General features: G+C 57.3%; 12 protein-coding genes. 8 read left to right on the forward strand and 4 right to left on the reverse strand.

Annotated features, from left to right (window positions below; genetic code table 11):
• Window positions 1-28 precede the first annotated feature (28 nt).
• The 4 genes from ABH899_RS06365 to ABH899_RS06380 all read left to right on the forward strand — a co-directional run bounded on the left by ABH899_RS06365 (window position 29) and on the right by ABH899_RS06380 (window position 2177).
• Window positions 29-694 carry a tetratricopeptide repeat protein gene (locus ABH899_RS06365; protein WP_009671460.1) on the forward strand — a complete coding sequence of 222 codons (666 nt, stop codon included), beginning with the start codon at window positions 29-31 and terminating at the stop codon, window positions 692-694.
• A gap of 143 nt (window positions 695-837) precedes the next feature.
• Window positions 838-990, forward strand: a complete 153-nt coding sequence (locus ABH899_RS06370; RefSeq protein ID WP_217560172.1) for a hypothetical protein — start codon at window positions 838-840, stop codon at window positions 988-990.
• Window positions 991-995: 5 nt separating this feature from the next.
• Window positions 996-1427 carry a DUF86 domain-containing protein gene (locus ABH899_RS06375; RefSeq protein ID WP_009671461.1) on the forward strand — a complete coding sequence of 144 codons (432 nt, stop codon included), beginning with the start codon at window positions 996-998 and terminating at the stop codon, window positions 1425-1427.
• A gap of 111 nt (window positions 1428-1538) precedes the next feature.
• Window positions 1539-2177 (forward strand): helix-turn-helix transcriptional regulator, encoded by a 639-nt coding sequence (locus ABH899_RS06380; RefSeq protein ID WP_009671457.1) that lies wholly within the window; start codon window positions 1539-1541, stop codon window positions 2175-2177.
• A gap of 307 nt (window positions 2178-2484) precedes the next feature.
• On the opposite strand, the gene ABH899_RS06385 is transcribed toward ABH899_RS06380, so the two are convergent.
• Together ABH899_RS06385 and ABH899_RS06390 are read right to left on the reverse strand one after the other, a co-directional pair.
• A complete protein-coding gene (locus tag ABH899_RS06385; protein ID WP_369994920.1) occupies window positions 2485-3270 on the reverse strand; it encodes an MBL fold metallo-hydrolase in 786 nt (261 codons plus the stop codon).
• Window positions 3258-3917: a bifunctional 4-hydroxy-2-oxoglutarate aldolase/2-dehydro-3-deoxy-phosphogluconate aldolase gene (locus tag ABH899_RS06390; RefSeq protein ID WP_369994921.1), complete on the reverse strand. Its 660-nt coding sequence runs from the start codon at window positions 3915-3917 to the stop codon at window positions 3258-3260. The genes ABH899_RS06385 and ABH899_RS06390 overlap by 13 nt, the downstream gene beginning before the upstream one ends.
• 219 nt (window positions 3918-4136) lie before the next feature.
• Here ABH899_RS06390 and selD point away from each other — a divergent pair, with 219 nt between their 5' ends.
• The 4 genes from selD to ABH899_RS06410 all read left to right on the forward strand — a co-directional run bounded on the left by selD (window position 4137) and on the right by ABH899_RS06410 (window position 7779).
• Window positions 4137-5198: a selenide, water dikinase SelD gene (gene selD / locus ABH899_RS06395; protein ID WP_369994923.1), complete on the forward strand. Its 1062-nt coding sequence runs from the start codon at window positions 4137-4139 to the stop codon at window positions 5196-5198.
• A gap of 39 nt (window positions 5199-5237) precedes the next feature.
• Window positions 5238-6308 carry a tRNA 2-selenouridine(34) synthase MnmH gene (gene mnmH, locus ABH899_RS06400; protein ID WP_369994926.1) on the forward strand — a complete coding sequence of 357 codons (1071 nt, stop codon included), beginning with the start codon at window positions 5238-5240 and terminating at the stop codon, window positions 6306-6308.
• Window positions 6309-6498: 190 nt separating this feature from the next.
• Window positions 6499-7020: a DUF948 domain-containing protein gene (locus tag ABH899_RS06405; RefSeq protein ID WP_369994928.1), complete on the forward strand. Its 522-nt coding sequence runs from the start codon at window positions 6499-6501 to the stop codon at window positions 7018-7020.
• A 417-nt stretch (window positions 7021-7437) separates the two neighbouring features.
• The gene (locus ABH899_RS06410; RefSeq protein ID WP_369994930.1) at window positions 7438-7779 is read left to right on the forward strand and encodes a YtxH domain-containing protein; all 342 of its coding nucleotides are present in this window, start codon (window positions 7438-7440) and stop codon (window positions 7777-7779) included.
• Window positions 7780-7918: 139 nt separating this feature from the next.
• Here ABH899_RS06410 and ABH899_RS06415 read toward each other — a convergent pair whose 3' ends face one another.
• Complete coding sequence (locus ABH899_RS06415; protein WP_369994933.1) at window positions 7919-9544, reverse strand: response regulator; 1626 nt, start codon at window positions 9542-9544, stop codon at window positions 7919-7921.
• Complete coding sequence (locus ABH899_RS06420; protein WP_369994935.1) at window positions 9541-11358, reverse strand: cache domain-containing sensor histidine kinase; 1818 nt, start codon at window positions 11356-11358, stop codon at window positions 9541-9543. Before ABH899_RS06420 ends, ABH899_RS06415 begins: the two co-directional genes overlap by 4 nt.
• Window positions 11359-11383 lie beyond the last annotated feature (25 nt).

Below are 11383 nucleotides of genomic sequence, written 5' to 3' on the forward strand. Positions count from 1 at the left end.
AAAGAAAAGGTCGGAAGGAGAGATAGGTTTGCTTGGGAAATTTTTTCTGTTTTCGCTCTTGCTCTATATCACCCGGAGTCCTCTGCTCGCATTGATCATTCTGCTCGTTCTTTTGTATGTCATCGACCGCCGTTTTATCGGTCTTTCACCCAGTCTGCTGCGGCCCTTGAAAAGGAACCGGCGCATCTCGCAGCTGAGGCAGGAGCTGCGTGCGAATCCGCACCACGCTTCCTCGAAGCTGGAACTGGCGCGTCTGCTGATCGACAAACGGAAATACCGCGAGGCGCTTGTCTATTTGCGCGAGGTGGAGCCGGTCATGTCCGAATCGGCGGATGTTTCCTACGAAATCGGCCTGTGTCTGCTGAAAACGGATCAGCTGCAAGAAGGCCTTGCTTACATGACAAAAGCGCTGGAGCTTAACCCCCGCGTCAAATACGGCGATCCCTATCTGCAAATGGGCGAAGCCCTCGCGGAAAGCGAACCCCGGCAGGCCGTGGACATGCTGGAACGTTTCCGCGACGAACAATCTTCTTCGGTGGAAGCTTATTATCGGCTGGGGCTGCTTTACCGCAAGCTCGGCCGTACCGAACAAGCGAAGGAAGCTTTCCGGGAATCCGTCGACGTATACAAATCTCTGCCTAAATACAGCAGGCGCAAACAGCGCCGTTGGGCGATCCTCGCCCGGTTTAAGTGACGGCTCGCGTCAAACGCTTGCAAAAGTTGTTGCCTGAAGCCCGCGGCTTCGCTTGACGGCGGCGCCGGGGGTTGGCTACACTTAGTTGAGAGAAGAAAGCGGCGCAAGCCGACAAGAAAGGTACTGGAACGCAGATGGATCTAATGTACATTGCAGCGGCCGCCGGAGATAGCGGGAAGTCCAAGCTCAGCATGGAATACTTGATGCAGAGCGTACTTCTGGTCATAATCGTCGTGATTATGTTCGTTGTTATGCTGGCCTGGTCGAAATGGAGCAAGAAAAGGAGGCGGAAATAACCGCCATGTATTATGTTAATGTGGATCAAATCAAGCAAAGACTCGCTTTCGTACCTGAACTGCTGACAGGCTGCAGCGAGCTGGAGCAGGCATTCTCAAACGGGGACAAGCGCCTGATCACGTACCTGGCCCAGGAGCGTGTTCTTCATCTGGCGATCGAAACCGTCACGGACGTGGGGAGCCTGATCATTGACGGCTTTCTGATGAGAGACGCGAGCAGCTATGAGGACATTATCGACATTTTGGGAACGGAAAAAGTGTTTTCGGAGGAAACGACAGCGGCCTTGCTGTCGCTGGTGAAACTTCGCAGGCCTCTCGTACAGGAGTACGATACGTTTTCCAGAGAAGGGGTTCACCCTCTGCTGAAAGAACTGCCCGCGATTCTCCCGGATTTCACCCGTTCGGTGGAAGCTTTTATCGAAAAAGAAATGATCTGACACTCGGGGAGAGACGCATCCCGGTGTTTTTATACTTTTATGTTTCATAATTTACTTATGCCAAAGGTTACGATACAATGAGACTATCTAGGCATCAGGCAGGTGATTCTCATGTATCGCGACGCAGAGCTGTCGACCCGCAAAATCGTGTTATCTCTGCTCAGGACCCGGGGCCCTCTCAGTGTAGGGGAACTTGCCAAGGAGCTTGGGATTACGGAGATGGCCGTCAGACGCCATTTAAACACGCTGGATCGAGATGGTTTTATCGAATCAAAGCTGGCACGCCAGGCAATGGGCAGGCCTTTGCATATGTATTCGCTCACGAAAGAAGCGGATGATTTATTTCCCAAGAAATACAATGCGCTGACTCTGGATCTTCTGGAGGAGCTGGTTGCGGAAGAAGGCGAAGGGAAGCTGACGCGGCTTTTTCAAAGGCGTAAAGACAAGCTTTCGGAGCGTTACGGCTCCCGGATGGAAGGCAAGTCTTTCCCGGAGAAGGTCGCCGAACTTGCACGGATTCAGAACGACAACGGCTATATGGTAAGTCTGGAGCAGGGGGAGAACGGGGATTATATTCTGAATGAACATAACTGCCCGATCGCCCAGGTTGCGGACCAATACCAGCAGGCCTGTCAATGTGAGCTTGCCTTGTTCCAGGAACTGCTCGGAACGCCGGTCGAACGCACCGAATGTTTGGCCAAAGGCGGGACCAAGTGCGTGTATCAGATTCGCCGGGCGGAGAGCTTCTGATTTATAGAACCGGCCGCGTTAAAACGAAAAGAAGAAGCCAGCCTTGTCCTAACGGACGTCGGGGCGGGCTTCTTCGTTTTTGCCTGTATGGAGCTGCCGAAGAACTCGGGGGCGGGGCCATGCCTAGGGGCATTCCTTCTACTATCGGGTGCCAGTCCGGAATAATCTAACGGGATGAAGACAGCGGCCAAGCTTCACCGGAGGCTGAGGAGAACACAATGCTGCATAGCAGGAGGGGGAGCGGCCGTATAACCGGCGGCTCGTGCGACATCGCGATTCTTATCCGCACGGAGCGCAGAGCCTGTCGTTAGCCGGAATCGCGGGACAGAGCAATGCGCAGCCCGGCCTGAGCGAACCTGACGCCGGAGGGGAGCGCATAATCCTCCAGCAAGTCGATTCCGTGCGACAGATGCGTGAAAACCGTGCGGGACGGTTGCACTTCCCGCAGCAGCTCAAGCGCTTCCGTCACATCGTAGACGGAGCGGCCGGCCCCTTCCTCCTTGTAGAAGCTCGTGCCGATCACAAGGAGATCAAGACCTCGCATAGGAGCTTTCTCCTGCTCGTTCAAGCCGATGGAATCGGGGCAGTAGACGAAGCTGTAGTCCTCCTTGCGGTCGAATCGCAGGGCAAAGGAAAATCCGTTTGCCCCATGCGTTACCTTCCACAGGCGGATCTCCCAGCCGCCGAAGGAGAAGCCTTCATCGACCGCGATATAATCGAGATTGCGGTCGATCCAGGGAAAGATGGCGCGGATCCGGTCCACGACCTCCGCGGCGGCATACACTTTGCCGCGGATGCCCAGCCAGCGGCATAGATCGGCGTATTCCGGAAGGCCGCCGATATGGTCGTAATGCGCATGGGTAATGAGCACATGGCGCAGGTCTCTAAGGCCGGCCCGCTCCATTTGCAGGCCCCAGTTCGGCCCGCAGTCGAGAAGCAGGCTCCCTTCGGCCGTGCCGGTGTCCAGCAGGGCGGACGAGCGCAGTCTGCGGTTGACCCCGGTTGTGCGGGCTTCCGTGCAGACGGCGCAATCGCAGTAGGCGCGGGGGACGCCCATCGAGTCGCCGGTGCCGAAGAACGTCAGGACGTCCACGCGGCTTCCCTCCACTGGGAGACGGCTTCCGCAAACCGGCGTGCATTCGCGGTGATGACGTCGAAGCGGCCCGCATCAATATCGGCGAGCTTGCACAAGGAGCTGCCTACGCCGGCCGCATAGCAGCCCGCTTGCAAATATTCGCCGATGTTGCCGGCTGTGACGCCGCCGACGGCGACCATAGGCACCCGGTCCAGCGGTCCCATCAATTCGCGTATGTACGTAAGGCCGAGACCGGTGCTCGGGAACACCTTGACGGCCTGCGCGCCGGCTTTCCAGGCCCGGACAATCTCCGTCGGCGTCATTGCGCCGGGGAAGATCGGGATGCCTTGCGAAACCGAATAAGCGATTACGGCCTCGTCGGTGTTCGGAGTGACGAGGAAGGAGGCGCCGGCTTCGGTCGCCTGCCGTGCATCCTCCAGATCGAGAACGGTGCCCGCTCCGATAAACATGCGGCCGCCGAGCCTGCTTCTCAGTTCCCGGATCATGTCCAGTGCCCCGTCCGTATTAAGCGTGACTTCGAGGACGGTAACACCGCCTTCCAGCATCGCTTCCGCCGTGCGGATAATTTGTCCCGGTTTGACACCCCGGAGGATGGCGATAAGTCGGGTGCGTTCCAGTTCCTGGAGTCCCTGTTCACGTTCCACTATCGTTCACTTCGCTTTCGGTTGTTTAAGGGAGAGACTCCCGTATAGCTTCATGTTATCACATGAAAAGGCGCGGCGTCATGACCAACCGGGGGAGGACGAAGGACAAGATTATTTTAAGAAACCGCAAGCTTGGTATACATTATTTTAAGAAACCGCAAGCTTGGTATACAATAGAAGAAGCGTGTCAACCAATTCTGTGTGAAAAGGGTGAACCCCATGAAAGAAGCTCAACCCGTCAAATTAACTTCCCTCTCCAGCAAAGGAGGCTGCGGCTGTAAAATCGGTCCGGCCGATCTGTCCCAAGTTCTGCGGGGAATGCCCGCTCCGCTGCCGAATCCGAACCTGCTAGTCGGTCTGGATACGAGCGACGATGCGGGTGTATATAAACTCAGCGATGATCTGGCTCTCGTGCAGACCGTCGACTTTTTTACTCCGATTGTAGACGATCCTTATTCTTTCGGCCAAGTTGCGGCAGCGAACGCGATCAGCGATATTTACGCCATGGGCGGCAAACCGCTGACTGTGCTGAACATCGTGGCTTTTCCGATCAAAACGCTCGATAAACAGGTGCTTACCGATATTTTGAGAGGGGCGGCCGATAAAGTCCAGGAAGCCGGCGCTACGCTTGTGGGGGGCCATTCCATCGACGATAACGAGCCGAAATTCGGCCTTGCCGTAACGGGGCTGATACATCCGGACCGGGTGCGGACCAATGCGGGAGCGAAGCCCGGGGACAAGCTCATTCTGACGAAGCCGATCGGCGTGGGCATTTTGACGACGTCCATCAAAAAGGATCAGCTCAGCGAGGAAGAAGTGCGGCGCGTCACGTCGGTGATGGCGACGCTCAACAAAACGGCCGCCGAAGTCATGGACGGCTTCGAGGTGCACGCGTGCACGGACGTTACCGGTTTCGGGCTGCTCGGACACGCGTCCGAGGTTGCCAAGGGCAGCGGCGTAGGCGTGCGCATCGGCGCCGATGACGTGCCGTTTCTTCCGCGCGTGCGCGAGCTGGCCGAGGCCGGCTTCGTACCGGGCGGCACGAAGAACAATTTCGCGCACGTACAGGATACGGTCGATTTCGATCCGTCTATCGATCAAATCGGCCAGTGGATGCTGTGCGACGCGGTGACATCCGGCGGGCTGCTCATTTCGGCAGCGGCTGCGGATGCGGACGAGCTGCTGGCCCGGCTGCTCGCCGCAGGCGTCGAAGCGGCGATGATCGGCGAAACGACGGCCGATCATCCGGGACGGATTGCCGTCGCGAAAACCATCCGTTAACAGCCTGTTTTCCGTCAAATCAAAGGAGTGTTTGCAGCAATGTTTCGTGATATTACGGTTGAACAGCTGCTTGAGCTGCAGGAGCAGCGGGGCATCCAGCTGATCGATGTGCGCTCGGAGGGAGAATTCGAAGAATTCACTATCCCCGGAAGCAGAAATATTCCGGTGTTCGACAACGGGGAACGTAAGGAAGTCGGCACCATTTATAAGCAGGTCAGCGTTCAGGCGGCGAAGGAGAAGGGGCTGGAGATTTTTTCGGCCAAGCTGCCGTCATTTATCAAGCAGTTCGAAGAAATTCCCGGCCAGAAGGCCGTCTTCTGCTGGCGCGGGGGCATGCGGAGCAAAACCGCCGCGACGGTGACATCCCTGATGGGGATTCAGATGTACAGGCTGTCGGGCGGCATCCGTTCTTACCGCAAATGGACACATGAAAAGCTGGAAACGTTCGAGTTCAAGCCGGTCTGCGTCGTGATAGGCGGTCCGACCGGGTCGGGCAAAACGGAGCTGCTTCAGAAGCTGAAAGAAGCGGGATATCCGGTGCTGGATCTGGAGACGATGGCGCAGCACCGCGGCTCTATTTTCGGCCAGATCGGACTGCGTCCCAGCAATCAGAAGACGTTCGAGTCGAGGCTGGTCCATGAGCTGATGGAAGTCAATGAACAGCCTTTCGTCCTCATGGAAGCCGAGAGCAAACGCGTCGGGAAGGTCGTCATGCCCGATTTCCTGTTCAATGCCAAGGAAGCGGGAATCCCTCTTTTCCTGGACATTCCGATGGAGCGCCGTGTGGCCAATATCGTGGCGGATTACCAGCCGTTATTGCATAAGGAAGAATGTATCGATGCGTATCAGCTCATTAAAAAGAGGATTCATTCGCCCATTGCGGCTGCCATCGAGCAGTATTTGAAGGAAGACCGGTTCGACGAGGCGGTCGCTCTGATGCTGGAGCATTATTACGACCCCCGCTATGCGCATGCCGCGCAGAACTATGAGCAGGAAACCGTTACCCTGCAGGCCGCGGATACGGACGAAGCTTTCCGTCTCGTTACCGCCCAGCTTAAAGAGCGATTCCCGGGCTATCGCCCCAAAGTTCAGTCATCGAACGCTGTCTGACGTTTAATCGATGCACCCGTTCCTCCCGTTTTATGCGGGATGGACGGGTGTTTTTACGTTTTTCCCCATTTTTCTTCCGGAAGCTGTGTCAAAAACGGGAGATACGCTTATACTGTATTATCCCCTGGGCATTCGTCTAGAAGACAGACAGCCGCAGCGGGGGCACACTAACAGCGGAGGTGGCGAAAGGATGACGTGGATCGAATTGTCCGCGGTCTGTGCGGCAATCGCGTTTGCGGTCCTGGTCTGGCAGGCGGTGCTGGCCCTTCAGGCGTTCCGGCAATCTCTGATCCGGCTGGAGGAAGCGCTCGGACAGTCCCGGCTGAGGCTGGAGGAGACGGCGGACCGGACAGCGGAGCTTCTGCTGGAGACGAGGGAGCTCGCCGCGGAGACACGGTCGCACCTTCGCACCGCCCGGAGTGTTCTGGACGGAGCCGCAAAGTTCGGCGCCGCCCTGCATGAAGGCGCGGAAGCTGTCGGCGGCGCGGCGTCCGCACTGGCGGAGTCGGTTCTGAAGGTACAGCAGGCTGTACATACCCGGCAGAACCGGATTGTGGAAGCCGCCGACTGGACGGCAGCGGGAATCGAGCTGTGGCGCCGGTGGCAGAACAGCAGAAACGAAGCCGCAGCCGGCTCCTCCGCACCTTCGCCGGATACTGACGCTCCGTCCCCGGATCCTCGGGGAAAAGGCGTTTCCCCGGGTGGTCTGTAAAGGCGGCAGAACCGCGGATACGGGCAGCCCGAAGCTGCAAGGCAGTTGCCGTGTGCCGGAAGCTGAAAGCCATAGGCCCGCCCGAAGGCTCGAAGGCGGAAGCCCTGGCTGAAGGCTGAAGTGTCGTGAGCCGTGTGCTGGGAGCCGTGAGCCAAGTGCTGTGCGCCGTGGCTGATAGCCAAGGGCCGAGAGACGAGAGCTGAAAGCGTACGCCGTAAGGCGTAAGCAAGAGAGCGGAAGCCGAAGGTTGAAGCCGTGAGCCGCAGACCAAAGCCGCCAGGCCACCGACGTATCGCCCCCGTTGACGCAAGGGCTAGGCTGCCGATCGGCAGAGAGCGGATGCACCCTGAGGCCGGACTGCATGCAGAAGCTTCGCGGTCCGGAAAGACCCCACCAATTTTAAAGGAGAGATGGTTAATGGCTAACTCGACAAGAACGAAAGATCTGGTATTCGGAGCGTTGTTCGGAAGTGTTGTGGGCGCGGTGACGGCGCTGCTATTCGCTCCCAAGTCGGGCAAGGAGCTGCGTTCGGATATTGCCGTGCAGGCGGCCAACGTGTCGGAGAAAACGCAGGAAATCGCACGCACCGTAGGGGAGAAGACGTCTGAGCTGGTCGGCAAAGCGAAAGAAGTTACGCTCAACGCGGCAGAAGGAATCCGCTCTTTTAAAAGCGGTGAAGGCCAAATTCCCGGCAAGCTGGCGGCGGAGGAAATTGCGGCTTCCGAGGCGGCGCAGGATCTGGTCATTCTCGGGAAATAAAAAAAGCAAAAGAACAGCGGCGGCCCGCTAACGGACCGCCGCTTCTTAATGGAACCAAAGTAAGGATCGATTGCATGGAATGCCGACGGGAACCCAAACCCGGGGGAAGGAGGCACTTGTGCAGACGGCCAGCCGCCCTTTAATCCACTGCCGGACAAGCGTTCCGCTTGCGGAACAGATTCGGGGAGATGCCTTCGTTTTTTTTGAAAGCGCGGCTGAAATATTTCTCGTCCTGATAGCCGACCGCTTCCGCGACCGTATTGATCTTCAGCTCCGGATCGGCCAGCAGCAGCTTGGCTTTGTTAATGCGCAGGCGCGTCACGTAATCCGATAAATTTTCTCCGAATTCTGTCTTGAACGAGCGGGAAATATGGCTTGGGCTGAGATGGAATCTCTCGGACAAATCGTCGAGCAGAATTTGTTCGCGGTAATGAAGCCGCACGTATTTCTCGATGCTGCGGATCACCGAATTCCGGTCGCCCCGCAGAAGAAACTGGGCGATGCCGGTCAGAATGGATTCCATCCGCTTCGTCCAGATGGCCAGGTCCGGCTTTCCGTGCTCGTCAAGCGGCAGGCAGAAAGACAAGTCGTCCGCCGTGCCGAGCTGTTCCTCGCCGTCCTCATCGACCTCGTTCTCCAGCAGCAGCCGGCTGTGCAGGAGGGTAAACTCCTGCCACCACATTTCCAGCTGGCGGGTGTGGATATACGGGAGCTTGCGGATCTGCAGCTCCCACTGCTCCAGCACGCGGCGGATGCCCGCCAAGTCGTTCATCCGGACCGCCAGCGTCAGCTCGTCCTCGCGTGCGGCCAGGGGCGCCTGCAGAGTGCCGAGGGCTTGCCTGCGCACGTGATAGGGATGCAGGAAGATGTCCTGCTCCCGGAGGTTGCGCAGCTGAAGGGCCGTCTCCGCTTCGTGGAACGTGCGCTGAATCCCGGAGGGAAACGGCTGGACCGTTCCGTAGCCGAGGTGGAAGTTCCCGCGCAAGGCGGCGTACAGACCCGCGTTGATCTCTTCCAGGATCGCGCCGGCCTGGTGGAAGCGGTCGAAGAAGAGCAGGACGGCCGCATGACGGTGCCAGTGGCGGAACGCGAGGCCGAGATTGCTTTTGCTCATAAATTCGCTGCATATGTTCGTGACTGCAAACAAGAGCAGATCCATCGCACTCTCGAACTTCGCCTGCAGCCTCGCATCCAGCGGCTGGAGGGAGACGACGGCGGCGAGCACCTGCTTCTGATCCCGGCCGATGCCGAATTCACGCTCCAGCGTTTCCGCGTGAAGGGGATACTGCTCGGGATCGAGCAGCAGCTGGACGAAGCTCTTGTCGGCCAGCATCGGTTTGTACAGGTTCGCTTTCGTCTCCGACTGCAGCCGCTGGGTGCGTTCGTTCTCTTCGCTGCGCCAGGCCGCGACAGCCCGGCCGACCGCTTCCTCCAGCTCCTCTTCGTCGATCGGCTTGAGCAGATAATCGAAGCTGCCGAACTGGAGGGCGCTGCGCACATAAGTGAAATCGTCATAGCCGCTGATGACGATCGCTTTGGTCGGAATGCCGCTCTCGGCGATCCGGCTGAGCACGTCAAGCCCCGTCAGGCCCGGCATCATGATGTCGGTAAAGACAAGCTGGGGCTTCTCGGCTGTCATCAGCCGGATGCCTTCTTCGCCGGATGAAGCCTCCAGCACTTCGGTAATGCCATACTGCTGCCAGTCCACGAGCAGCCGGATCGTCTCCCGGACGTGAGCTTCGTCATCAATGATGAGCGCCTTCATTCAGGTTCACCTTCTTCCTGCATAATCGGTATCGTCAGCAAGACGCGGAAACCGACGTCTTCTCCGCGGTCAATTTCCATGGTGGTCTGTTCCCGGTAATAAAGCTTGAGGCGGGAAAGCACGTTGGCCAGGCCGATATGACTGCCGGGCTCGCTCATTTCCGCCATACAGGCTTCCAGGTCCGCGCGCAGCGCCGTCAGTTCGTTCTCTCCGATGCCGAGTCCGTTATCGGAGACTTCGATGTGAAGCAGGCTGCGGTTACGGGAGGAGCGGCAGACGATGCGGACGATGTTATCGCTCCGGCTGCCGTCGAATCCGTGCTTGAAATAGTTTTCGACAAGCGGCTGGATGACCATTTTTGGCACGAGAATCGATTCCAGACCGGGTTCGAGCTCCATTTCCGCTTCAAACTGGTCGCGGAAACGTTGTTTTTGAAGTTTGATATAGGACTTCGCATAGTCCCATTCGCTTTTTAACGGAACGATCGTTTCTTCCGTTTTCATGCTGTACCGCATCATTTTGCCGAGCGAAGAGATGAGGGAATACACCTCGCGGTCTCCTTTCTGGAGGGAACGGGCGGCGATCGACTGCAGGGCATTATTAATAAAATGCGGGTTAATCTGGGCCTGCAGCGCTTTGAGCTCATTCGTTTTATTCGCGACTTCCAGCTTATATTCCCGGAGAATCAATTCATTGATGGTGTGCATCATCGAACGGAAGCGTCTGGCGAGTATGCCGAGCTCGTCGTCGGCTTTGACCCGGATGTCCACGTTCATGTTCCCGGACTCGATTTTGTTCATATAGCCGATCAGCGCGGAGATGGGGGCCGTCATCCGCAGGGACACATAGATCGTCACGACGGTAGCCAGTCCCAGAAAAATAACGCCGACGAGCGTCCATATGCCGGTAAGCTCCCGCTGGCTTTTGTAAAGAACGGAGTCCGGAACTCCTTTGACGAGAAGCCAGCTGCCTCCGGGCGCATGAATGCTTTCGTAAATATGAATGCCGTTGTAGGAAGCATCCTCCGAACGGAAGTAACCGCGTTCCGCCCGGGCGGCCGATTTCTTAAGCTCCTGAAGCCACGGCACGGGTTTCTTGCCTCCTTCGGGATCGGGATGGGCCTGGTACATAATTTCGCCGGACGGCCCGATAATATAAAGTTCTTCGCTTCCTTTGGTGTAAAGCTCGTCACAGATCGCCTTGATCGTGTCGGGCGAGAAATCCAGGGACAGAGAGCCGAGCGGAATGTTGTCCACGATGTTGGTCAAGGCCGTCTGGTAGGTGAATACGTCTCCGGACGAGTAGATAAAAAATTGCTTGCCGTAGGCGGACATCGGGTGGGGAGGCGCAATCCGGCTTTCTTCCCGGCGGATATCCGGTTTGAACGGCGCGGCTCCCTGGTCGGTCCGCACGAGCCTGTTTTCCGATAAAAGATACGATTTGCGCGCTTGTTCCACATATAAGTAAACTTGCCGCACATCCTGCGACGCATATTTCAGCGTTTGCATGGAGCGCAAAATTTCCTGCTCCGTCAGAAACAGACGCGACTCGGAGAAGAAGTTATCCGTCCGGTTCTCCAGTATTTCCATCATCACGGTATTGTGGTAGAGAAGCTTCATATTCTGCTCGACGCTCTGGAGGTAGGTATCCAGATTGAGCTTTCCCTGGTGAATCAGATTCAGATTGTCCCGGATCGCTTTGTCTTCCAGCTTGGACTGCGTATAGAAGTGAGAGACGAGAATAGAAGTCGCGATCGGCAGGATCGTAGCCGCCAGAATAAAGGCGATCAGCTTGTTGCGGAGTCTGGACCGCATCGCAATTCCCCCTGTCGCTGCTTAG

The organism is Paenibacillus sp. RC84 (genome assembly GCF_041260495.1).
Lineage (GTDB): Bacteria > Bacillota > Bacilli > Paenibacillales > NBRC-103111 > Paenibacillus_F.

What these genes read in the sequence shown, in the direction of transcription:
- mnmH (WP_369994926.1), top strand. Translation starts at nt 5,238, where the DNA reads ATGTTTCGTGATATTACGGTTGAACAGCTGCTTGAGCTGCAGGAGCAG.
- selD (WP_369994923.1), top strand. Translation starts at nt 4,137, where the DNA reads ATGAAAGAAGCTCAACCCGTCAAATTAACTTCCCTCTCCAGCAAAGGA.
- ABH899_RS06420 (WP_369994935.1), bottom strand. Translation starts at nt 11,358, where the DNA reads ATGCGGTCCAGACTCCGCAACAAGCTGATCGCCTTTATTCTGGCGGCT.
- ABH899_RS06405 (WP_369994928.1), top strand. Translation starts at nt 6,499, where the DNA reads ATGACGTGGATCGAATTGTCCGCGGTCTGTGCGGCAATCGCGTTTGCG.
- ABH899_RS06375 (WP_009671461.1), top strand. Translation starts at nt 996, where the DNA reads ATGTATTATGTTAATGTGGATCAAATCAAGCAAAGACTCGCTTTCGTA.
- ABH899_RS06380 (WP_009671457.1), top strand. Translation starts at nt 1,539, where the DNA reads ATGTATCGCGACGCAGAGCTGTCGACCCGCAAAATCGTGTTATCTCTG.
- ABH899_RS06410 (WP_369994930.1), top strand. Translation starts at nt 7,438, where the DNA reads ATGGCTAACTCGACAAGAACGAAAGATCTGGTATTCGGAGCGTTGTTC.
- ABH899_RS06415 (WP_369994933.1), bottom strand. Translation starts at nt 9,544, where the DNA reads ATGAAGGCGCTCATCATTGATGACGAAGCTCACGTCCGGGAGACGATC.
- ABH899_RS06370 (WP_217560172.1), top strand. Translation starts at nt 838, where the DNA reads ATGTACATTGCAGCGGCCGCCGGAGATAGCGGGAAGTCCAAGCTCAGC.